Below are 22136 nucleotides of genomic sequence, written 5' to 3' on the forward strand. Positions count from 1 at the left end.
GAACGGCCGGGACCAGCGCGGCGACCCCTCATGCCCTCCGGGCTGAGGGGTCGAGTTGTTTCTGGAGTGGCTTGACGTGGATGAGCACGGAGGATTTGGGCGATGAACCAGGCGAGCGAAGCCGCCGACGCGGCCCCTCAGCACCGCTACACCGCGGAGCTGGCGGGCCAGATCGAGCAGCGCTGGCAGGACTACTGGTCCGACCACGGCACCTACCACGCACCGAACCCGGTCGGCCCGCTCGCGGACGAGAGCGGTGACGTCCCCTCGGACAAGCTGTTCGTCCAGGACATGTTCCCGTACCCGTCGGGCGCCGGCCTGCACGTCGGGCACCCGCTGGGCTTCATCGCGACCGACGTCTTCGCGCGGTACCACCGCATGATCGGCCGGAACGTGCTGCACACGATGGGCTTCGACGCCTTCGGCCTGCCCGCCGAGCAGTACGCGGTGCAGACGGGGCAGCACCCGCGCAAGACCACCGAAGAGAACATGGAGACCTACCTGCGCCAGATCCGGCGCCTGGGTCTGGGGCACGACGAGCGTCGCCGGATTTCGACGATCGACCCGGACTACTACAAGTGGACCCAGTGGATCTTCCTGCAGATCTTCAACTCCTGGTACGACGAGAAGGCGGGCAAGGCCCGGCCGATCGTCGAGCTGGAGACCGAGTACGCGGAAGGGCGCCGCACAGTGCCGTCAGTCGACGGCCGCAACTGGTGCGAGCTGACGCGCGCCGAGCAGCTGGAGATCATCGACTCGCACCGGCTGGTCTACATCTCCGAGGCACCGGTGAACTGGTGCCCCGGTCTGGGCACGGTGCTGTCGAACGAAGAGGTCACCGCCGACGGCCGCAGCGAGCGCGGCAACTTCCCGGTGTTCCGCCGCAATCTGCGCCAGTGGATGATGCGCATCACCGCCTACGCCGACCGTCTGGTCGACGACCTGGATCTGCTGGACTGGCCGGAGAAGGTCAAGTCCATGCAGCGCAACTGGATCGGCCGCTCGCACGGCGCTCGCGTGTCGTTCGATTCCGGCGACAAGAAGATCGAGGTCTTCACCACCCGTCCGGACACCCTGTTCGGCGCCACCTACCTGGTGGTCGCGCCCGAGCACCCGCTGGTCGACGAGCTGACCGCCGCCACGTGGCCGGAAGGTGTCGACGCGGGCTGGACCGGCGGCGCCGCCACCCCGGCCGAAGCGATCGCCGACTACCGTGCCGCCGCGTCGCGGAAGTCCGAATTGGACCGTCAGGAGAACAAGGAGAAGACCGGCGTCTTCACCGGCTCCTACGCGGTGAATCCGGCCGACGGCAAGGAGATCCCGGTCTTCGTCGCCGATTACGTCCTGATGGGCTACGGCACCGGCGCGATCATGGCCGTCCCCGGCCAGGACACCCGCGACTGGGAGTTCGCCGAGAAGTTCGGCCTGGAGATCATCCGCACGGTGCGGCCGTCGGAAGGCTTCGACGGCAAGGCGTTCACCGGTGACGGACCGGCGATCAACTCCGGCTTCTTGGACGGCATGGGCGTCGACGAGGCCAAGAAGACGATGATCGGCTGGCTGGAGGAGCACGACCACGGTCGCGGCACCGTCCAGTACAAGCTGCGCGACTGGCTGTTCTCCCGCCAGCGTTACTGGGGCGAGCCGTTCCCGGTGGTCTACGACGAGGACGGCCAGGTCCACGCCCTGCCGGACAGCATGCTGCCGATCGAACTGCCCGAGGTCGCCGACTACTCGCCGGTGACCTTCGACCCGGAGGACAAGGACAGCACGCCGTCCTCGCCGCTGGCGCGCGCCACCGACTGGGTCGAGGTCGAACTGGACCTGGGCGACGGCAAGAAGACCTACCGCCGTGACATCAACACGATGCCGAACTGGGCGGGTTCCTGCTGGTACCAGCTGCGGTACCTGGACCCGACCAACCCGGACGTGTTCGTCGCGCCGGAGAACGAGGCGTACTGGGTCGGCCCGCGTCCCGCCGAGCACGGCGTCGAAGACCCGGGCGGCACGGACCTGTACGTCGGCGGTGTCGAGCATGCCGTGCTGCACCTGCTGTACTCGCGGTTCTGGCACAAGGTGCTGTTCGACCTGGGCCACGTGTCGTCCAAGGAGCCGTACCGGAAGCTGTTCAACCAGGGCTACGTGCAGGCGTACGCGTACACCGATTCCCGCGGCGTCTACGTCCAGGCCGACCAGGTCGAGGAACGTGACGGCAAGTTCTTCTTCGGTGAAGAAGAGGTCAAGCAGGAATACGGCAAAATGGGCAAGAGCCTGAAGAATGTCGTGACGCCCGACCAGATGGCCGCCGACTACGGCGCCGACACCTTCCGCTTCTACGAGATGTCGATGGGCCCGCTGGACGTCTCGCGGCCGTGGGCGACCAAGGACGTCGTCGGCGCGCAGCGATTCCTGCAGCGGCTGTGGCGCCTGGTCGTCGACGAGGAGACCGGTGACCTGCGTGTGTCCACAGTGGACGCCACGGATGCCGATCGCAAGCAGCTGCACAAGGCGATCGCCGGTGTCCGTGAGGATTACGCGGAACTGCGGTTCAACACCGCCGGCGCGAAGCTGATCGAGCTGAACAACTACGTCACCAAGACCTACGGCGGCACCGAGGCGACGCCGCGCGAACTGGTGGAGCCGCTGGTGCTGATGCTGGCGCCGCTGGCCCCGCACCTGGCCGAGGAGCTGTGGAAGCGCCTGGGCCACGCGGATTCCCTGGTGCACGGGCCGTTCCCGGTCGTCGACGAGAAGTACCTGGTCGAGGACTCCGTGGAGTACCCGATCCAGGTCAACGGCAAGGTGCGCTCGCGGGTCACCGTGCCCGCGGACGCGGGCAAGGACGCAGTGCAGGCGGCCGCGCTGGCCGACGAGAAGGTCGCCGCGCTGGTCGGCGGCGGCACCCCGCGCAAGGTGATCGTCGTGCCGGGGCGGTTGGTCAACATCGTGCTGTAACACCAAGGCCGAATTGCGCCAGCGTCGAGGGTCATGAGGCGATTCGATGGAGTTGTTCAAGGACAACGAAATCGAACGGAGAACACCGCATGACCCTCGACGGCAAGGTGGCTTTGGTGACCGGCGGCAGCCGCGGGATCGGTGCCGCCACGGCGATCCGGCTCGCCGAGGACGGCGCCGATGTCGCGCTCACCTATCAGAACAACGCCGAGCTCGCGGCCGGTGTCGTGGACAAGATCAAGGCGCTCGGCCGTCGCGCGCTGGCCGTCCAGGCCGACAACGCCGACGCCGCGGCTCTGGTTTCCGCGATCGACACCGCGGTCGCCGAGTTCGGCAGGCTCGACGTACTGGTCAACAACGCGGGCGTCGGCTTCGTCGGCCCGCTCGACCAGACGAGCCTGGAGGACATCGACCGCGTGCTCGCGATCAACGTCCGCGGGGTCTACGTGGCCACGCAGGCCGCGGCCAGGCACCTCGGCGACGGCGGGCGCGTGATCACCATCGGCAGCTGTGTCTCGGACCGCGTGCCCGGCCCCGGGATGTCGCTGTACGCGGTGAGCAAGACCGCGCTGCTGGGCCTGACCAAGGGCCTGGCCAGGGAATTGGGCCCGCGCGGCATCACCGTGAACATCGTCCACCCCGGCCCGACCGACACCGACATGAACCCGGCCGACGGCCCGTACGCCGCCGACCAGCGGAGCCTGACGGTGTTCGACCGCTACGGCTCGCCGTCGGAGGTCGCCGCCACCGTGTCGTTCCTGGCCCGGCCGGAAAGCAAGTACGTGACCGCGGCGACCGTCTCGGTCGACGGCGGGCACGCGGCTTAGCGACTAGTCGGTGGACAGGCCGATCTCGCGCGCGAGATCGGCCAGCATCGCGTCGAAGAGGACGTCCGGTTTCGAGAACGGGATCGGATAATTGCCGAAGACCTCGAGCGTGACGTGCCCGTAGAGCCTGGCCCAGAACTGGATCATCAGGTACGTCACGCCGAGGTCGAGCTTTTCGAGCGGGAACGTCGCCCCGGACTCCTTCAGCACGGCGAGCAATTCCTCTTGGAAGGACGTGAGATCTTCGCGCAGCTCGGCCGGGACCACGTCGTTCGACGGCGTCACCAGGTCGTGCATCGCGAGCACCCGGCCCGCCGCCGCGAGGAAGATCCGCCCGAACGGCTCACCCAGCCTGCTCAACGTGTCCTCGCCCGCAGGCGATGCGAAGACCAGCGTGAACTCCTTGGTGTGCGTGAGCGCCCAGCGCCGGAATCCCTTGCAAATGGCGAAAAGCTGAAGCGCGCCTTCGTCCGGCAGCTGCGCGATGTCCTCGGCGAGCCCGGCAGCCAGATCCGCGACGACGTCCGCGCGAAGGTGCTCGACCAGATCGTCGCGGGAACCGTAGTAGCGGTACAACGCCGGCGCCGTGATGCCGAGCTCGCGCGCGATCGCCCGCAGGGTCACCGCCTCCGGGCCCTGCTCGACCAGGAGCGCCCGCGCCGTCCGGCGGATGTCCTGATCGGTCGCGGCCCGCTCGCGACCCCTGCGGCCGGTGTTGTTCATCCGGGCATTCTAGGTGGTCAGTGCCGGAATCGCGGCAGATGGACTCACCCCGGAGCGGGCTGGCTTGCGCGTCGGCAAGTCGTAGCGTTCCAGCTCGATGAGAAGCCTACTTCTGCTGATCGTGCCCGTCCTACTCTGCGCGGCCTGCGTTCCCCGGCCCGGCGCTGCGGGCACTGCCGAGCCGCCGCCACCACCGCAGCGTTTCATCCTCAAGGAGACACCCAGCACCGAACCGCCCGCCACCTTTCAGGGCGGGTTCGTCCACAACGCGTGCGCGGTCCTTACCCCTGAGGTGCTGGCCGCCGCGGGGATGACGTTGAAGGACGGCTTCCTCCAGGGTGGACAACGCCTGAGCACCACCGACGGAGACCGCCCCGAACTCGCCGGAAAAGGCTCGTGGGCGAGTACGTGCGGCGGCAGCGTCAGCGTGTCCTCCGCGCCGAAGCTGACCGATATCAGTGTGAACCTGCACGTCTTGCACTCGCGATTTTCGCTACGGATGGATTGGCGGGACGCCGTACTGGAGGTCGACGCTCGCCGGGTGTCCGAGAGCTCACCAGAAGACGTCAAGGTGAGCCTCCAGACCGACTACAACATCCTGGAACTCGGCATCACCGGCTTCACCGAGCTCCCCGATCCCGAAGCCACCTTGACCACGCTGCTCGACGGCATCCGCCGGAACGTCGCCCAAGGGCCGCGGTCCATGCCCGTACACAGCTACCCCGCCCCCTACGACCTCGTCGCCGACCCTTGTGCCGCCTTCCCGGCGGAGGTCTTCACCACGATCACCGAACGGCGGACCGATGGTCTGCAGCGGGATCTGTTCAGCTTGAGCGAAACCCCCGGCTCGAAGCACAACAGTGTCGAGATGCGCTGTGATCGCGCCGGTCAGGTGGCGCTCTCGGAGGGAATCGCACCGAGCGTCACCGTGGGGCAGACCGTACTGTCCGTACCGGATCCCGCCGCCGCCATCGCCGGTGTTCGTGAGCAATGCGACGTCGAGCGGGGCGTGGAGTTACCCCGGCCTCTCGGAGAGGCCAGTTGTGGCCACTTCGGCGCCGACGGCGACCAGGTCCTCTTCCACAGCGGTCGCTCGATGGTGCGGATCAGCCTCATCGCCGCGAAGACCGATCCGGCCACGACTCGTGAGAACCTGGCCAAAGGTGCCGAGGCCGTCTATGCGCGGCTTACGCCCTCCCCTTGAGGTTCTTCAGGACTTCGGCCGCCACGCTGCGGCCTGCATCGCAGGAGTCCTTGCCCTCGCGATACGCCTTGTCTCCGAGTGTGAGGGAAACCGAATAGGCAAGCTGATCGGAGATCCCGACCACGACCACGCACGCCAGTTTGTCGTCCGGTTTGGGCGCCCCGACATTGTTGGCATAGCCGATCGCGGGGTAGCCGTCGATGGGATCGAGGACCAGCCATCGATCTGCTTTCGGTTTCACGCTCTGGAAGGAGAGGCTGATGCCTTGATCGGATTTGGTTTGGTAGCCGATCGAGAATCCTGCACCGCTCCCCGTGGTGGAGTGCCAGTCGCAGGCGGTGCCGAGGGCGTCGGTGCTGGGCTTGCCGGGGCTCGGTTCGCCGAGGAAGGTTTCGAGTTGTTGGGTTGTCAGGGCGCTGTCGCAGGGGCTTCCGTCGAGCACATTGGCTGGTAGTGGGTTCTGCACGGCGGGTGCTCCATTGTTCGGGACACCTGCTGCGCTCGACGATGCGGCAGGTGTGTCCGGTGCCGGAGTACCGGGAGTGGTGCGGCCGCCATCGCAGGCCGCAAGGAGCAGTGTTCCGCTGGCCGCCAAAGCGATGGAAACCAGTTGGTGTCGTGAGGTCAATTGATTGTCCCACTTTTCTCGGTCGCTTCGGCCGCTTGCCGGTCGGCTTCCTCTGTCAGTCCCAGTGCTTTCTCCAGCCGGAGAATCAGTTCCGTATAGTACTTATCCTGGTATCGCAGATGTCCTGCGTAGAATCGCCCGGTTTCATTGACGCCGTTAGGGCCGTTCACGGCGTGTCTGCTCGCCGGTTCATCGCCTGGTGGAACGACCTGATACAAGCGTCCCGCTTCCCGAAACTGCTCGCGGATAAAAGTTCGTTGGTCCTGGCACTTCTTGAGCAGGGCGCGCATTTCGTCACCGCTCATGCTGAAGCCTTGCCCGCCTGCCGGTGCCGCTCCACCGCCTACGACGTCGTCACTGTTCTGGAACCAGACGTCCCCGAAGAACGAAGTCATCGAGATCTCCCCTTATCTCAGTTCATGCAGGGTCGCATAGAGAACGTCGACCAGGACGTCCCGGCTCCCCGGTTCGAAGCTGACCAGCAGTTCGCCGTCCTCACCCGGCAGCACGTAGGTGAGGACGCGTCCGGCATGAGCGGTGTCGACCACGGTCAGCGGAGTGCTCCGGGTGCCGTCGTTGACCGCGTAGAGCTGGTGCACGCCGGTTCGTCTCGCCGCCATCAGCTCCCGCGCCGAGGGCAAGGGGTCGTAATCGGGCTCGTCGGTCGGGTCTTCGAGGTCGTACGAATCCTCGTAGACCGGCTGGCCCGAGAGGCGGGATTTCGGGATCTTGACCGGGTCGATCCGGGCCGGTTCGACCGGGGGCAACATGTCGACCACCGATTCCGCGCCGTAGCCGGGATCGATGACGTCGATGCGGACCTTTTCGTCCTGGCGGATCACCCGGACCGCGTCGGGGCCGGACGCCGACACGAGGATGTTCCCGGTCTCGTTCGATTCGATGTCGCCGAGCCAGGCGGTGAACCGGAGCGGGCCGGTGGCCAGCACGCGGAGGAGGTCACGGAACTCCCTGGTCAGGGTGCCCCCGGTGGCGAGCTTCAGCTCGGTGAGGGTGTCGAGCACAGCGTCGTCGAGCTTCTTCTTGGTGTCCTCGGCGAGCCACAGGTGGTCCGGACCGAGCACCGCGGGCGGAGTGCCGTGGCGCTCCCATTCCCATGCGGTGAGCAGGACGGTCTTCGGCAGGTACAGGGGTGCTTCGAACACGGTCAGAGCCCGATCACCGGCGGGACCGGCTTTGTCTCAGTGCCGCCGAAGACGCTCTCGGGGTCCGCCTCCTGCAGGTAGGAGGCGCGTTTGTGCTCCTCGTCCTCGCCGCCCTTACCCTTGCCCGCGCCGGCGCCCATCGGACCCATCCCCGGTGCGCCGGGCCTGCCCGTTCCGCCTGCGGGACCACCGGGCATCCCGGGTCGGGCCGTCTGGCCGGGTGGGCCGGGAGCGATCGCCCCGCTACCGCGACCGGCACCGGGCGTGGCGCCGCTCCCCGGACCACCGGGCGAACCCGAGCCGGGTCCGAAACCGCCGCCGCCGGGACCGAATCCCGGTCCGAATCCACCTCCTCCGCCACCACCAGGGCCGAAGTTGGTGCCACCGCCGGTGCCGGGTCCGAAGGACGGCGGCTGGTAACCCGGATAAGACGAAGGCTGCGGAGGCGTATAGCCCGCCGCCCGCGTGCCGTCGTCGTACTGACCGGGGCGAAAACCCGGATCGGAATGCCGAGCGGGCGGGGGCTCATACGGCCGTGGGCCCGCGATTTCATGGACGGGTGGAGGCCCGGACTGTGGCGGCGGCTGCACCACGCCCGGGGGCGGCCGGTACCCGCTGTCGGCGGGATCCGAACGCCCGTCGAATCCCCGCACCTTGCCGCCGTCGCCGGGGCCGGGGCCGGGGCCGGGGCCGCTGTCGTCGACCTTGAAATCCCCGCCGTCGAACGCACCGAGCTGGCCGTAGTCGATGGTCCGGCCTGCGGTGTTCGAGGTCGACTGGTCGTTGTAGGCGTTGTAGCGGTCGAGGTTCGCTTGCGCCTTCTGGTTGTACTGGTTGACCTTGTCTTCGGTGTCGGTGTCCCACGGAGTCACGTCGTCGTAGGTACCCGTGGTCGGTGGGTCGGCGGCGACTTCGCGGTCCAGCGAGTTCTTCAGCGACACGAACTGATCCAGCTGCGTTTGCGTCAACCCCGAATTGCGCTCCAGGCTCGACGACGCCGACGTGGAGGAGTCGGCGAGCGGCTGAAGCTTCGCCCGCGCGGCGTCCGCCGCGCCACCGGTCCAGGCGGACTCCAACGCCGTCATCACGTCGCGGGTCCCGTCATGCAGCTGGGTCTGGTTCCGCGCTTGATCGCCGCCCGCTCTGCGCGCTTCTTCCAACGAGCTGGTTCCGGGGCCGTTCAGGACGGCTTCGAGTAGTTGCCTGGGTGTCATTCCGCCCTGATTGACCGCGCCCGAGCCGTCACTCGCGTTCGAGGCGACGATGCCGCCGACGATCGCGCCGACCGGTCCGCCCACGACGAAACCAGCCGCCGCCCCGGCACCGGTCTTGCCGAGCAGGCCTGTGGCCGCCTCCCACACGTCCCCGAACAAACCCATCGAAGCCCTCCCCGGCTCAATCGGGTGATCGTCTTGCGCTCACGCACAATACCGCGCCGATCACACCAGGTAGAGGGATTCAACCCAGAAGGCGGGCCTGGAGCCTGGTGAGTGGCCGGAGCGCCAAGAAGATCGGAATGGCCATCCCGGCCGCGATGAAGAAGTGCACGATCCACGCGCCCGCCAGCGTCGGTCCGCCCCACGTGCCCTCGGGGTCGCTCCCGGTCCAGAAGAGCCCGTAGGTCGCGATGCGCCCGACGAGATAGAAGAGCAGCAACGAGAGCAGGAACGCGACCGCGCTCGGCCCGAACGCCGCCACGAACCGCGGTCGTGCCCCGCTCTCCCGCCCGAGCCAGCGCCGCGTGAGCCGGCGCTGGACCTTCGCGCCACCGAGGTAACCCGGAAGCACGAGAAGCGCGTAGATCGCGCGTTTCCAGTCCGCAATCGTCATGCTTCGGCACGCTATGGGCTTCTGACCAGCATGAACACCGGGGAAGCCGCCGACCCCGGGTAAGGAAAACCGGAGGTCGCTGTGGTGATCCACACGACCAGGGTGTGGATGCGCGCGAAACGTTCCCCGACGTCAGACGGGTATGCCACACTCGGTCGCCGAACGGCTACGACGTGAACAGGGGAGGTTCGCGTGTCGAACCCTGAGCAGCTCTTCGCTGATTTCGAGGCCAAATTGGCCGACGCCCAGCGGAAGGCGAATCAGATGCGCACCGAGATCGAAAGCGTCTCGGTGTCCGAACGCAGCAAGGACGGCCAGATCTCGGTCAAGGTCAACCACGCGGGAAACCTCGTCGGCCTGGAGATCGGCCCGTCCGTGCGGGACAACCCCGCGCTCGCGCAGGAAATCCTCCGCGTCGTCCAGAGCGCTCAGAGCAAACTCGCGGGCGCGATGCAGATCGGCGTCCCGTCCATCGCGGGCACCGAGACGATGAACGAGCTGGTCAACCAGCTGCACAACGAGTACCCGGAACCCGAACCGACGGGCTACGTCGAGGGCGGCCACCAGGAGGCGGACGAGGACGACCGCTTCGTCGCCGAAGACGAACTCGACGCACCTCCGCCTCCTCCCGCTCCGAAGCCGCCCGCTCCTCCGGCCCCACCCGCGCCACCGCGTGCCGCGCGCAGGCAGCAGACGGACCACGAGGACGACTACTTCACCGGCGGCGACTTCCTGCGCTGAGCGGTTTCTTGAGGGAGGGAAAGCACGATGACCGGTTCGACTGGACCAGGATTCGACGTTGATCCGTCCGCGCTCGAGACGCATCGAGGGAAACTCGATGCGCTCACGGGGCGGATCAACACGGCCTTGGACGCCGCCGAGCAGACGATGCACCCCGAGGCGTTCGGAATCATCGGTATGTCGCTCGCCATCTCGTTCTCGATGGCGCAATCCGTCGCGGAGGACGCCGTCAGAACGGCCGCGACGAGCGCTGATGACCACGCCGATCGGGTCAGGGTGTGGCAGCAGCGGAAGGAAATCACCGAGGACGAGTACAAGAAACTTTTCAAGGTATAGGGCCGCCCAATGACTGAGAACCCTGTTGCCACGAACCCCGCCCCAAAGGCACCGAATCGACTGGTCGCCACGGACGGCGCGGCGAAGGAAAGCCCGCTCGAGGGCGCCGGCTTGGTGCAAGACTTCGGTGACGCCCTGCTCAAGTTCTCTTCCGGGGACTGGGGTGAGGGACTGGCCAATCTGGTGATCGGTGGCATCTCCTTCGCCTCCGATATGTCCGACCCGCTCGGTGCCCTGGCCAAAGCGGGTATCGGGTGGGTGATCGAGCATGTCAGTTTTCTGCGAGAGCCACTGGACTGGCTGACAGGCGACCAGGTCGCGCTGGAGAATCTAGGCGGTACCTGGGGGAACATCGGCGACGAGCTGTCGAAAGTCGCTGATGAACTGCGACAGGACGTCGCCAGGGATTCGGCCACCTGGACCGGCACCGCCGCCGACGCCTACCGGGCGTTCGCGAACGATCGAGCGGACCTCTACGAATCGGTCGCCACCGGGGCCCAGGGCATCTCGGTCATGATCGCGATGTGCAAGTCGATTCTCGCCGTGGTCCGCAGCGTGGTTCGCGATCTGATCTCCGAATGCGTCTGGAAGCTCATCTGGATCGTTTGCCGCTACCCGGGGCCCGCGATGCCGGCCGGTCTGGCCGCCGAGGGCGTTCCCATGGCGATCAGGTGGGCGACCAAGATCATGGACAAGGTCAAGCAATTGACCAAGGCCTTCGGAAACGCATCAGGGCTCATCAAGAAGCTCGGTGCGATGTTCGGAGAGGCGAAGAGGCTTCTCCAGGGGGTGAACGTCAAGGACGTCGCCAAGAACTTCGGGAATGACGTTTCAGGGCTCGCCAAGACTTTGGGCGACGACATCGCCAATCTCGCCGCGTACGGCAAGGTCGGCGCGAAGGACATCGCCAAGGACGTCGGCGACGCGGTGAAGGAAGAGATCAACAAGGTCCCCGGAGCCATCGCCAAGGAGGCGATGAAGGAGGCCGGTAAGAAAGCCGGTGAACTGGGCGACAAACTGGTTTCAGGAGACGACGACAAGAAGGACGGCGTTGTCGGTGCTCGGCCTGCCGAGTCGACGGTACAGCCGGTTTTCGATCAACCAGGCGGACAACGGATATCGGGATCGATCTAGCACTCGATTTCGGAGCTCGGTCGTCCGGAGGAAGTCATGAAATCCGTCGTGAAACCCGTTGTCACCTGTGTCGCGGCGTGGACGCTGCTGGCGTTGTTCGTCATCGGTGTGCTCACCTTTCTCCGGATCGCCGGTGTTCCGGTCACTGTTTCCGGCTCAGACCTCAAGGGGGCTGACGGCACCGCGACCGTCAGCGAGTGTGCCGAGTTCGGCCCGCTTTCGGCTCGGGGGGCGGGCTATTACTGGAAGTGTGTCGCCGAGGTGCGGACAGGTCCGGATCGAGCGCCGGTCGAGGTCGAGTTCGGCCCCGACGAGCTGACACCGTCCGACCTCGGACAGCAGGTGTTCGTTGACTACGCCGCCAAAGACTGGCAGCGGAATGTTCCGCATCCCTACGAATTCCTCGCGGTGATCGGTCTGGTCGCCGTTGGGGGCCTGGGGTTCATCGGATACGCCGTCGGCCCTGAGGCCGTCCTGAGGTGGCTGGTGCCGACCCTGCGGCGCGATACCGGAACGACACGAGCGCCGGCCGAACCGGAATCACTGGACCTGCCGGTCGATCTGAAACTGCCGGTACCCGATGGAGGAGATCGGACGGGGTCCGTCGCGGCGTTCATCTTCTTCGCCGCGACAGGGATCGGGTTTCTGGTGGTGGCGGGCACCATGATCGTGGCGACCGTGCGGCTGAGGCCCGACGATATGGCGACCTACCTGGTCGCGCTTCCTTTCCTGCTACCAGGTGTCGGCTTGCTCGCGGTGATTCCCTCGGCACGGCGCAGGCTTCGGGTCACGTCGGGAGCGTCGCTGGTTCCCGCGCAGTTGACCTCGAGAGGGTTCGTACAGACCGCACGCGATGGTTCGCCACGACGAATCCACTGGTCGAGGATCGACCGCTTCGTCTTCGTGGAACGGCCGGGCGACCTGGTCGAGGTCCATCTCACGATCGTGGGTGAAAAGAAGGATGAAGACCTGGCGGCAGCCTTCTGCACTCCTTCCGATCACGGATATCTCCTCACACCTTTTCTACGGCTTCAAGAAGCCGAGCGTCTGTCAGCAGTGGTCGAGAACTTCAAGCCGGGTTTGACGCGCTGGCCCACGAGAGAGATGAGGCGTGGCGGGCTCGGCTTGGTAAGGCCGACCAAGAGCACAGTCGTCAGGCTCAAGAACGCTTCATCGGGCGTTTCGTCGGAGCGGCGGATCTCGGCTAGCCGTCCATCTCTCTTCCGGAGGATGGTGATGCTGCTGGGGATGGCTCTGTTGATCTGGTCGATGGCGGTCGCCGCGTCCGGCAGGGTGGCGATGGATCTATTCGTCATCACCGGCGTCGTGCTCGTCTATCTCGCCGCTTCCCTGTACCGAGGTGACCGCGGGACTTTCGTGCTTCGGACAGACTCCCTGAAGTGGTCGGAAAGAGATCGTCGCGAGGTGACTGTCCTCTACGCGGACATCGACGACATCGTGGTGAAGCCGGCTCCAGGAGGTAACGGCCGGTGGTACTACAGCCTGCATGTCATGCCGAGCGAGGGCGACGAGTACGTGCTCGCCGAGCGAGTGGGCGCAGCCGCTGCCAAGCGTCTCGTCGATCTTGTCCAGCCGCGACCGGTTACGACCCCGTCGCCGGGAAACCGTTCGTGAGGCGGTTTGAGTTCGTTCGCCAAGGGGTTGTCCGCATCGCTCGCCGTGCTCATCCCGGCCAGCGAGGAGTGCGTTGAAAACGGCGATGAGGGGTCTGATCGGCTGGTTCGCGCTGGCTGTCGTACTGGTCGGTGCCGACACCCTGGTCCAGATCCAACGAGATCCGGAAGATCCAGGCTACACGCAGGTCGACGGTTTCGTCAGGGTGGTGCTGTTCGTAACGTTCATCATCGCGTTGCTCGTTGTCACGAAGATCGGGTTCGTGAGCGTCGTCCAGGCTCTCACCTTCGGTGTGATCAAACCTGATAAGACCGTCGCCGAGAAGGCTGCGATCACATTCGATATTCCCGAGACCGACGAAGGCAGCCATACTGCGGCGAACATCGTTGCTGTGGAGCTTTTCCTGATCGGACTCGGCTTGCTGCTGGCCGGAGGTGCCGCGGGGTTGGCGATGCTCGATGGAGGCGGCTTCACCGTGTTGTCGGCAGGCACGTTCCTCGTCGCCGGGCTGGCGGTCTATCCGCTGATCCCGATGGCGATCGGCCGGGCGCGTGACAGCGGCCGCACCTGGCCGATAGAAATCACCTTCACGCCCGTCGGCATGAGCCAGCCTGTCGGAGAAGGGCAGAAAACCGTCGCATGGTCGAGCATCGACGGTTTCGTCTTCGATCGCCACCGGGGTGGTCGCCGGGTGGACGTTCACATCGCGATCTCGGACGAGCGAGGACGGCACCAACTGTTGCCGTTGTTCGCCAATGAGTCCGAGCACGGATTCCTGATGACCACCGCGATGGATCCCGCTGAAGCCGAACGTGCCGAAGCGGCCATCGAACGATTCCGGCCCGGTTCGGTCGAGTGGCGGGATCAGAGAGTTCGGCGTGGCGGATTCGGGCTCGAGGAGCACGACGGCGGTGACGGCGTCGTGCGCTGGGGTGAGCCCGATCGCTCGGACGACCTGGTGGCCGCTCCGCAGCAGGCGACGGCTGTCGTCGCCCGGGAGTCCCAATTCGTGGCGGTCGCCAAAGGTATCGGCGCGTGGTCGGTATCCGCGGTTCTCATCTCGACCTTGTTGACGGTGATCCTGCACGCCGATGCGCTGGTCGGCGGCATGCTGTTCCTGGTCGTCGCCGGTATCGCGGTGGCTTTGGCCGGGATCTTGGCGGGAGTCGTGACCGGCCTGCGGGCGGTCACGAACCGGTTCGTCTTCCGGCGGCGCGAGATCCGCGGGCTTTGGCCCCTCCCAGCGGATGTGGCCGGGTTCGGGGTTCCCGACAACACCAAGTTCGTCACCAGGGTCCTGGTGTCCGGGCTCAACGGCATTGGCTTGATCACCTTCGGTGGCGGCCTGTTCGTTGTCGCTGATCAGGCCGAAATCGACGATGGCTCCTCGATGCTCTTCGGGGCGGCGGTCTTCGCGATCGGGCTGTTCTTCCTCGGTTCCATCGCGTTTCGCCATCGCGAGACCGCGAAGTCGCTCCGTGTGTCCGTGACGGACGAAGGGTTGGAGCAACCGGCCGAAGGTGATGAAAACCTTGTCCTGTCATGGGATGAAGTCAACGAAGTGATCCTCGACGAACATATTGCCGGTAGGTGCTTCTCTGTCCATGTCGCTTTGGCGGAGGCGGAGGCAGCGGTCCTCCTGCATGAAATGTTCCGGAAGCGATCGAGGTTCGGTCATCGACTGACGCCGACCATGACGGCCTCCGAGGCAGAGCGATTCGCGGCCTTGGTCGATTCTCGGCGGCCCGGTTTGGTGCGCTGGACCGCTCGAAGGACCGAACGGGGCGGATTCGGTGTCTTCCAACGCGCCATCTTGCGATGGAAGGACGGAACATCGTCGCACCCGGCGCCACAAGATGGCCTGTCGATCTCGAAGGTCGTCGACTCCGACAAACAGCGACGCGCCGGCTTCATCGCTCTTGCCGCAACGGTGGTTCTCGGATTCGGGGTCATCTCGGACACCGGAGTGGCAGTGCGTGTCGTCGCCGCCTTGCTGGGTGTGTTGATGTTCTGGGTGGCGATCGTTTCGCTGCGACGCGATCAGAGCCAGGTCGTCAGGGAAGTAGTTCTCAGGCCGCGGTGGATCACTGTGACGACCTTGACGTCCCGTACGTGGAGCTGGTCTGTGCGCTGGAGCGACATCGAGAAGGTCACGTTGCGCCGGACCGTCGGCACCGGGGTGTTCCATGTGGTTCTCAGCCCATCGAAACGCGTCGACGCGTACTACCCGCGTGAGCGCTTGGCGCGACCGCTGGGACTGAAGCGTGAGGACAACGGCGACATCCTGATCGCGGAGACCGAACTGACGTCGGAGGACGTCAAGGAGATCTGGCCGGTCCTCAAGAGAAACACGGAAGTCGCCTTTGACTCACCGGGGATCGGTGACCCGCGTTACCTTGGTGAAGAACGTTCAGGACCTTCGTCGACGCGACAGGAACCATGAGGTGGCCGACAAGAGTTTGGTGATCTCAAGGACGCCAGGGGTCTTCGGTCACCTGGTGCTGGTCATCCTGTTCGGCGCCTTGACCGTGGTCATGGCGATCGCCGTGGTCAGCGACTACCAGTTGGCGGTACGCATCGTCGCCGGGGTGCTCTGCGCCGTGTTCATCTACTGCGGAACCATCGAGTTCCGTAACTACCGGACTCCTCCTCCCGCCGACGAACTGATCTTCGATCAAGCCGGAATCAGGCGTATCGAGGGCGGCGTGGTGGCCTGGAGCGCTCAATGGGAAGACATCGCCAAAGTCATCTTGAGCCTTGAGTTCCGCGAGTACTCCCCGCACCGTTCCGGATCTGATGAGTTCAAGCTGGTCATCCGCCCGGGATCGGGTTTCGACGCACTGGCCGCGGGCTTTGCCCGTGAACCCGATGGTGACCTCCAGGTGGCGGATATCGACCTCAGACCTCGTGAGGTGGAGCGGCTGTTGCCCTTTCTCGTGAGGCATGCCGATGTCGCGATCGAGGACGACAACAGCGCCGTGCGGACCGTGCCCGACGAACCGGTGGTGGAGACGGCTCGCGAGGAAGATCTCGACGTCGTGGACGGCGTGGTGAAGATCCATGTCAACGGCTGGGACAAGCGCAAGCTGTGGGTCTTCCGGTTCGCGTCCCTGATGATCGAGGTCACGGCCTTGGTGGTCGCTGCCGCTACTGAAGGCACCTCGGTGCGAGTCTGCGCGCTTGTGGTGCTCTTTGCGCTCTTCGCGGTGACGATGGTGGTCGAAGGGTTGGAAGGGGCGACGCACGAGAAGAAGCGAAAAGTCGTGCTCGAGGTCGGGCCGCGAGGCTTCTACTTCCGGACTTACGGCACCTTCGTCGGAGTGTGGTGGCACGAGATCGACGCCGTGCGGTGGGGAGTCGACGACGGCTCCACCTACTTGGACTTCCTGCCGAGTTCGGACATGTTCGCGATCCGCCATCCGAAATTGGCCGAATTGACCAAAAGCGACCCGTACGACGCCGAGTCCGGTGGTCTCGCCGGTGGTTGGTATCGGTTGGGGCGGCCGTTCAGCGTGAACGCGCGACGCGAGTTCGAGAGCAGTATGCGGAAGTCCGAACGCGTGGAGTTCCGGGAGACAGCGGCACCGGGCTGACCAACGCAGGCCGAAGCCGGGGCGCCGCCGGCGCCGATCACTCGGGGGGCTACGTGATCGACGCCGGCGACCCGATGCCCTCTTCCCGGCGGAAGCCGGGATCGGGGCAACGTCACCGCTTGGACGCGGCAACGCATCTCAAGAGCGGGCGTGATTGCCGAAGTGACGCCCGGGAGAAGATTATCCCCCGAAAGAGTGACGGCGTTCCGCTGCTCGCCTGATTGTCGCACTACGCGCCGAGAAAGTTACAAAGTTCTTCACATCTTCGCCTGGAGAAGGGACATGACCGGACGACTCCTGGTCATGGCATGGTTTCCTCCATGACTTCTCAGGTGCTGGTCATCGGGTCCGCCAATGCCGATCTCGTGGTCCCGGTCGACCGGCGACCCGGTGGTGGCGAAACCGTACTCGGTGGCGACACGATCTTGTCGCCGGGAGGCAAAGGTGCCAATACGGCGGTCGCCGCGGCCAGGCTCGGGGCCGACGTCGCGTTGCTCGGCGCGGTCGGTGGCGACCCGTACGGCGAGTTGCTCAAGCGGTCGCTGGCCGAGTCCGGGGTGAACACGGACTCGCTGCGCACGAGTGAGCGCCCGACGGGGATCGCGTACATCACGGTCACGCCCGACGGCGAGAACTCGATCCTCGTTTCGCCCGGCGCCAATTCCGATCTGCGGCCCGAGGACGTCGATCTCGACGGCGCCGAGATCGTGGTGCTGTCGCTGGAGATCCCGCTCGGAACGGTCGAGCACGCCGTCGCGAAAGCCGTCGAAAACGGTGTGACGACGCTGTTGAACCTGTCGCCGGCGGCCGAGCTTTCCGCGAAGACGCTTCAGGGCCTCGACGTGCTGCTGGTCAACGAGCACGAGGCGGCGTTCCTGCTCGGTGGCGAGGCGGACTTCCCCAAGCTGCTCGACCTCGGCCCGAAGGCCGCTGTCGTGACGCTCGGCGCGAAGGGGGCGGCGGTGGTGACCGCGGACGGGGTCACGGAGGTGTCGTCGCCGAAGGTCGAAGCCGTCGACACCACGGGCGCTGGTGACGCTTTCGCTGGTGCGCTCGCCACTTCGCTCGCGAAGGGCGACGAGCTGGCCGACGCGGCGCGCAGGGCGGTGAAGGTGGCGGCGATCACCGTGACCCGCCAGGGTGCGCAGCCGTCGTATCCGACGGCGTCCGAACTGGAATGATGCCTTCTTCTGTGTTCTGCTGTTGCCTATGAGCCAGGTCACGCCGCCCATGAGATATGGTCTAGACCATGTCGTCTGAGTCACTGTCCGGGGTCGCCGTCAGTCCCGGCCGCGCGAGCGGTCCTGTCGTCCGGGTCGCAGAACCGCTCGGCGAACCCGCGAGCACGCCCGAGCCGGCCGACCCCGCCGCCGAGGCCGCCCGGATCGCCCCGGCCGCGCAGATCGTGGCGGGCAGGCTCGAGAAGCTCGCCGAGACGGCGACCGGTGAGGCCGCGACGATTCTCATCACCACCGCGGCGATGGCGGCAGACCCGGCGCTCGTCTCCTCGTCCGAGCAGCTGGTCAAGGACCAGAACCTGCCCGCGCCGCGCGCGGTGCACCAGGCGGCGGGGAAGTTCGCCGACGCGCTCGCGGCCGCCGGCGGCTACATGGCCGAGCGCGCCCGCGACGTCCTCGACGTGCGCGACAGGCTCATCGCCGAACTGCTCGGCATCGCACCCCCGGGCGTTCCCGACCTGGATTCGCCGAGCGTGCTCGTCGCCCGCGACCTCGCGCCCGCCGACACCGCGGGCCTCGACCCGGACAAGGTGCTCGCCCTCGTCACCGAAGAGGGCGGCCCCACCAGCCACACCGCGATCCTCGCCCGCGCGCTCGGTATTCCCGCCGTCGTCGCCGTCCGCGGGATCCTCGCGCTCGACGCGCAAGCGCTTGCGGTGGACGGTGACACCGGCGTCGTCGAGGTCGCGGACCCGAACGCCGAGGTCGTCACGGCCGCCAAGACCGGCGCGATCGAGTGGGACGGCACCGGCGCGACCTCCGACGGCCACCGGGTGAAGGTGCTCGGCAACGTCGGCTCCGCCACTGACGCCCAGGCCGCCGCCGAGGCGGGCGCTGAAGGCGTCGGCCTCTTCCGCACCGAATTCTGCTACCTCGACGCGTCCGCCGAGCCGAGCGTCGAGGAACAGCGCAAGGCCTACACCGCCGTGCTCACGCCGTTCCGCGGCAAGCCGGTCATCGTCCGCACTCTCGACGCGGGCGCCGACAAGCCCCTCGCCTTCCTGGAGCCCGAGGTCGAGCCCAACCCGGCGCTCGGCGTACGCGGCCTTCGCGTCGCTTTCGACCGCCCAGAGATCCTCGACCGCCAGCTCGAGGCCATCGCGGGTGCCGCGCAGGACTCCGGCGCCGAGGTTTCGGTCATGGCACCGATGGTCGCCACGGCCGCCGAGGCCGCTTGGTTCGCCGAGCGCGCCCGCGCCGCCGGCATCGCCCGCGCGGGCGTGATGATCGAAATCCCGGCCGCCGCGCTGATGGCCCGCGAGATCCTCGACGCGGTCGACTTCGTCTCCGTCGGCACCAACGACCTCGCGCAGTACACCTTCGCCGCGGATCGTCAGCTCGGCGCGGTCGCCAAGCTCAACGACCCGTGGCAGCCCGGGCTGCTGCGCCTGCTCAAGGTCATCGGCCAGGCCGCGAAGGACACCGGCAAGCCCGCCGGTGTCTGCGGTGAGGCCGCCGCCGACCCGAGGCTCGCGCTGGTACTGGCCGGGCTCGGCCTGACCAGCCTTTCGATGAACGCGCCCGCCGTGCGCGCGGTCGGCGCGAGCCTGGCGGCCACGACGCTGGCCGAATGCGAGGCACTGGCCGAGGCCGCATCGGCCACGTCGGACCCGGTGGCCGCGAGGCAGGCCGTGAATCCTGTCGCGCGCTGACGAAAACCCGCCGAAGGGGCGCCGTTTCGTACACACCTCACGTGAGTGCGAAGGGCGCCCCTTCATCGTGTTTTCGTGGGCCTTCGGCCCGAAAGAGGGCGCGCGACGTGAAGTCTCCGTCGGGCGAGGGGCGCCCTTTGGGAGACGCGAAGCGGTAGCAAAGGTCCCTTGCTCCCCCCCGGTCGGAAAAAGCCGGGGAGGGCATGTCGAAATCCGGTCCACCGCTTCGACGCCTAGGTGAAGACACCGAAGCGACGAAAGGACCGGACCATGACGACCACCGTGACCCCGACGCGGGCGGGACGCCGGGAATGGGTCGGGCTGGCCGTACTGGCCCTCCCCACCTTCCTGGTCTCCCTCGACGTGTTCGTGCTGATCCTCGCGCTGCCGAAGCTCAGTCAGAGCCTCGGCGTCGACAGCACCCAGCAGTTGTGGATCATGGACGTCTACGGCTTCATGATCGCCGGGTTCATGGTCACCATGGGCACCCTCGGCGACCGCATCGGCCGCCGCAAACTGCTGCTCATCGGCGCCACGGCGTTCGGACTGGCCTCGGTGCTGGCCGCGTTCTCGACCAGTGCGCTGATGCTCATCATGGCCCGCGCGATCCTCGGGATCGCCGGTGCGACGCTGGCACCGTCGACGCTCGCCCTGATCAGCAACCTGTTCCCCGACAGCCGTCAGCGTTCGCTCGCGATCGGCATCTGGGCCGGCTGCTTCACCGTCGGCGCGATCGTCGGACCGATGGTCGGCGGCGTGCTGCTGGAGCACTTCTGGTGGGGCTCGGTGTTCCTGCTCGGCGTCCCCGCGATGGTCCTGTTGCTCGTCGTCGGCCCGAGGCTCCTGCCCGAGTACCGCAACGAGAACGCCGGCCGCCTCGACCTGGCGAGTGTCGCGCTCTCGCTGATCACGATCCTGCCCGCGGTCTACGGCATCAAGGAACTCGCCCGCGAGGGTGTGCACGTGGTCCCGGTGGCCTCGCTCCTGATCGGTCTCGGCTTCGGTGTGGTGTTCGTGCGGCGCCAGCGAAACCTCCAGGACCCGCTGATCGACCTGAAGCTGTTCCGTGCCCGCGCGTTCACGACGGCGATCGGCGGGATGTGCGCGTTCACCATGCTGGGCGGTACGACCATGCTCTTCGTCGCGCAGTTCTTCCAGATCGTGCTGGAGCTTTCACCGGTCGGCGCCGCGCTGGCGCTGCTGCCGGGCATGCTCGCGTCGACCGTCAGTTTCCTGACCGCGCCGATCCTCGCCCGCCGCGTCCGCCCCGCGACTTTGATAGCCACCGGCCTGGCGGGCGCGATCGCCGGGTTCCTGCTGCTGACGCAGGTCGAGGCGGGCGCCGGTCCGGTGATCCCGTCGATCGCCTTCGCCATCACCTGCCTGTGCGGCGGCCCGCTGGTCACCCTGGGCACGGATCTGGTCGTCGGCTCCGTGCCGCCGGAGAAGGCCGGTTCGGCGGCCTCGCTTTCGCAGACCGGCAACGAATTCGGTTACGCGCTGGGCATCGCGACCGTCGGGACGCTGGGCAACGCCGTCACCCGGTCCCGGCTCGCCGACGCGGTCCCCGCGCAAGACGCGTTCGCCAGCGGGATGCACGCGGTGTCCGGGCTGGCCGCGCTGGTGCTGGCCGCCGTCGCGTACTTCGTGGTCCGGCACCTCCGCCACGTACGGCCTGTCGGCGCCTAACCGAAAAAGCCCCGCCGCGGGTACTTGATGATCAGCGACCCCCCGTGCACGCGCCCGGTGATGACGAACCGGGGTGTGCCGGGGCGGCCGTTCGAGCGGGTCCGGTCGTCGAGGTTGCCGAACTTGATGTCGGTGATCGAGTTGGTGTCGACGGCCCCGTTCTCGGGGATGGTGATCTCCACCGGCCCCCATTTGGCCTGCAGTTCGATGTGCACCACCGGATGCCGGATCTCGGCCTGGGAGAAGTCCAGTTTCGTGGCGCCGTACTTGTTCCGGATCACCATCGACTCGGGGACCAGCCAGTTCCCGTTGCGCTGCAACGCCGAGTACTTGCCGTTGAGCTCCATGACCTGCCCGGACGGCCGCGCGTAGGCGTGCTGCCCCGGCGGTGCCCACGGGTTCTGCTGCTGCCGCGGCACCATTCCCGCTTCGGGATGCACCAGGCCGGGCAGATCCGTGAGCACCGCGTTCAGCTCACCGCGGGTCTTGGAGGCAAGCGCGCGGTCGGTCCGTTCGGTGAACTCGTCGAGGTTCAGCATCCCGAGGCCGATCGCCTTCTGCAGGACCTCGACGACGTGTTCGCGCTCCGCGTCGGAGACCCGGATGTCCCGTCCGGTCAACGGCTTGGTTTCGGTCGCCGGCTGCTCTTCCTCGCCCATGCCTGGAATGGTAGAACCGATTCTCACGCGCGAGATCGGGGAAATACCCTGAACAGACCCGCATTTCTCCCCTGTGCCGCCCTGCTGGCGGCCGTCCTCCTGCTGGCCGGATGCACCGGGTACGGCGGT

General features: G+C 66.8%; 19 protein-coding genes. 12 read left to right on the top strand and 7 right to left on the bottom strand.

Features of this window, described 5'->3' with window-relative positions:
• Positions 1 to 102: 102 nt before the first annotated feature.
• Together leuS and H074_RS22070 are read left to right on the top strand one after the other, a co-directional pair.
• Entirely contained in the window at positions 103 to 2955 is a 2853-nt protein-coding gene (gene leuS, locus H074_RS22065) for a leucine--tRNA ligase (RefSeq protein WP_007032279.1), read from the top strand.
• A gap of 89 nt (positions 2956 to 3044) precedes the next feature.
• Complete coding sequence (locus H074_RS22070; RefSeq protein WP_007032280.1) at positions 3045 to 3782, top strand: 3-oxoacyl-ACP reductase family protein; 738 nt, start codon at positions 3045 to 3047, stop codon at positions 3780 to 3782.
• 3 nt (positions 3783 to 3785) lie between these two features.
• Here H074_RS22070 and H074_RS22075 read toward each other — a convergent pair whose 3' ends face one another.
• Positions 3786 to 4505, bottom strand: coding sequence for a TetR/AcrR family transcriptional regulator (locus H074_RS22075; RefSeq protein ID WP_007032281.1), 720 nt, complete (start codon positions 4503 to 4505; stop codon positions 3786 to 3788).
• Positions 4506 to 4602: 97 nt separating this feature from the next.
• Here H074_RS22075 and H074_RS22080 point away from each other — a divergent pair, with 97 nt between their 5' ends.
• On the top strand, positions 4603 to 5709 hold the full coding sequence (locus tag H074_RS22080; protein WP_152521469.1) for a hypothetical protein: 1107 nt from the start codon (positions 4603 to 4605) through the stop codon (positions 5707 to 5709).
• On the opposite strand, the gene H074_RS22085 is transcribed toward H074_RS22080, so the two are convergent.
• The 5 genes from H074_RS22085 to H074_RS22100 form a co-directional block, all read right to left on the bottom strand.
• Positions 5693 to 6337 (bottom strand): DUF3558 domain-containing protein, encoded by a 645-nt coding sequence (locus H074_RS22085; protein WP_338022542.1) that lies wholly within the window; start codon positions 6335 to 6337, stop codon positions 5693 to 5695. The genes H074_RS22080 and H074_RS22085 overlap by 17 nt on opposite strands.
• Positions 6334 to 6732, bottom strand: coding sequence for a hypothetical protein (locus H074_RS39415; RefSeq protein WP_083920475.1), 399 nt, complete (start codon positions 6730 to 6732; stop codon positions 6334 to 6336). Before H074_RS39415 ends, H074_RS22085 begins: the two co-directional genes overlap by 4 nt.
• A gap of 12 nt (positions 6733 to 6744) precedes the next feature.
• Positions 6745 to 7500 (bottom strand): ESX secretion-associated protein EspG, encoded by a 756-nt coding sequence (locus H074_RS22090; RefSeq protein WP_007032284.1) that lies wholly within the window; start codon positions 7498 to 7500, stop codon positions 6745 to 6747.
• Between the two features lie 2 nt (positions 7501 to 7502).
• Positions 7503 to 8879 (bottom strand): hypothetical protein, encoded by a 1377-nt coding sequence (locus H074_RS22095; RefSeq protein WP_007032285.1) that lies wholly within the window; start codon positions 8877 to 8879, stop codon positions 7503 to 7505.
• A 79-nt stretch (positions 8880 to 8958) separates the two neighbouring features.
• Entirely contained in the window at positions 8959 to 9288 is a 330-nt protein-coding gene (locus tag H074_RS22100; RefSeq protein ID WP_420805393.1) for a hypothetical protein, read from the bottom strand.
• A gap of 234 nt (positions 9289 to 9522) precedes the next feature.
• On the opposite strand from H074_RS22100, the gene H074_RS22105 reads away from it, so the two are divergent.
• The 9 genes from H074_RS22105 to H074_RS22145 all read left to right on the top strand — a co-directional run bounded on the left by H074_RS22105 (position 9523) and on the right by H074_RS22145 (position 21348).
• On the top strand, positions 9523 to 10071 hold the full coding sequence (locus H074_RS22105) for a YbaB/EbfC family nucleoid-associated protein (protein ID WP_007032287.1): 549 nt from the start codon (positions 9523 to 9525) through the stop codon (positions 10069 to 10071).
• Positions 10072 to 10098: 27 nt separating this feature from the next.
• Positions 10099 to 10407, top strand: coding sequence for a type VII secretion target (locus H074_RS22110; RefSeq protein WP_007032288.1), 309 nt, complete (start codon positions 10099 to 10101; stop codon positions 10405 to 10407).
• A 183-nt stretch (positions 10408 to 10590) separates the two neighbouring features.
• A complete protein-coding gene (locus H074_RS22115) occupies positions 10591 to 11541 on the top strand; it encodes a WXG100 family type VII secretion target (RefSeq protein WP_152521470.1) in 951 nt (316 codons plus the stop codon).
• Between the two features lie 36 nt (positions 11542 to 11577).
• Complete coding sequence (locus H074_RS22120) at positions 11578 to 13176, top strand: DUF6346 domain-containing protein (RefSeq protein ID WP_007032290.1); 1599 nt, start codon at positions 11578 to 11580, stop codon at positions 13174 to 13176.
• Between the two features lie 73 nt (positions 13177 to 13249).
• Positions 13250 to 15619 carry a hypothetical protein gene (locus H074_RS22125; RefSeq protein ID WP_152521471.1) on the top strand — a complete coding sequence of 790 codons (2370 nt, stop codon included), beginning with the start codon at positions 13250 to 13252 and terminating at the stop codon, positions 15617 to 15619.
• A gap of 91 nt (positions 15620 to 15710) precedes the next feature.
• Positions 15711 to 16769 (top strand): hypothetical protein, encoded by a 1059-nt coding sequence (locus H074_RS22130; RefSeq protein WP_235096847.1) that lies wholly within the window; start codon positions 15711 to 15713, stop codon positions 16767 to 16769.
• Between the two features lie 320 nt (positions 16770 to 17089).
• Positions 17090 to 17950, top strand: coding sequence for a ribokinase (locus H074_RS22135; RefSeq protein ID WP_039923198.1), 861 nt, complete (start codon positions 17090 to 17092; stop codon positions 17948 to 17950).
• 68 nt (positions 17951 to 18018) lie between these two features.
• Positions 18019 to 19659, top strand: a complete 1641-nt coding sequence (gene ptsP, locus H074_RS22140; RefSeq protein WP_007032294.1) for a phosphoenolpyruvate--protein phosphotransferase — start codon at positions 18019 to 18021, stop codon at positions 19657 to 19659.
• 270 nt (positions 19660 to 19929) lie between these two features.
• Positions 19930 to 21348: an MFS transporter gene (locus H074_RS22145; RefSeq protein WP_007032295.1), complete on the top strand. Its 1419-nt coding sequence runs from the start codon at positions 19930 to 19932 to the stop codon at positions 21346 to 21348.
• On the opposite strand, the gene H074_RS22150 is transcribed toward H074_RS22145, so the two are convergent.
• Entirely contained in the window at positions 21345 to 22007 is a 663-nt protein-coding gene (locus H074_RS22150; protein ID WP_007032296.1) for a DUF1707 SHOCT-like domain-containing protein, read from the bottom strand. The genes H074_RS22145 and H074_RS22150 overlap by 4 nt on opposite strands.
• Positions 22008 to 22136 lie beyond the last annotated feature (129 nt).

Origin of the sequence: Amycolatopsis decaplanina DSM 44594 (genome assembly GCF_000342005.1) — a bacterium.
GTDB classification, from domain to species: domain Bacteria; phylum Actinomycetota; class Actinomycetes; order Mycobacteriales; family Pseudonocardiaceae; genus Amycolatopsis; species Amycolatopsis decaplanina.

Bases quoted from the DNA above. Each gene is read 5' to 3' on its own strand.
- leuS (WP_007032279.1), top strand. From the start codon at position 103: ATGAACCAGGCGAGCGAAGCCGCCGACGCGGCCCCTCAGCACCGCTAC.
- H074_RS39415 (WP_083920475.1), bottom strand. From the start codon at position 6,732: ATGACTTCGTTCTTCGGGGACGTCTGGTTCCAGAACAGTGACGACGTC.
- H074_RS22130 (WP_235096847.1), top strand. From the start codon at position 15,711: ATGGCGATCGCCGTGGTCAGCGACTACCAGTTGGCGGTACGCATCGTC.
- H074_RS22150 (WP_007032296.1), bottom strand. From the start codon at position 22,007: ATGGGCGAGGAAGAGCAGCCGGCGACCGAAACCAAGCCGTTGACCGGA.
- ptsP (WP_007032294.1), top strand. From the start codon at position 18,019: ATGTCGTCTGAGTCACTGTCCGGGGTCGCCGTCAGTCCCGGCCGCGCG.
- H074_RS22075 (WP_007032281.1), bottom strand. From the start codon at position 4,505: ATGAACAACACCGGCCGCAGGGGTCGCGAGCGGGCCGCGACCGATCAG.
- H074_RS22135 (WP_039923198.1), top strand. From the start codon at position 17,090: ATGACTTCTCAGGTGCTGGTCATCGGGTCCGCCAATGCCGATCTCGTG.
- H074_RS22110 (WP_007032288.1), top strand. From the start codon at position 10,099: ATGACCGGTTCGACTGGACCAGGATTCGACGTTGATCCGTCCGCGCTC.
- H074_RS22080 (WP_152521469.1), top strand. From the start codon at position 4,603: ATGAGAAGCCTACTTCTGCTGATCGTGCCCGTCCTACTCTGCGCGGCC.
- H074_RS22145 (WP_007032295.1), top strand. From the start codon at position 19,930: ATGACGACCACCGTGACCCCGACGCGGGCGGGACGCCGGGAATGGGTC.
- H074_RS22120 (WP_007032290.1), top strand. From the start codon at position 11,578: ATGAAATCCGTCGTGAAACCCGTTGTCACCTGTGTCGCGGCGTGGACG.
- H074_RS22095 (WP_007032285.1), bottom strand. From the start codon at position 8,879: ATGGGTTTGTTCGGGGACGTGTGGGAGGCGGCCACAGGCCTGCTCGGC.
- H074_RS22070 (WP_007032280.1), top strand. From the start codon at position 3,045: ATGACCCTCGACGGCAAGGTGGCTTTGGTGACCGGCGGCAGCCGCGGG.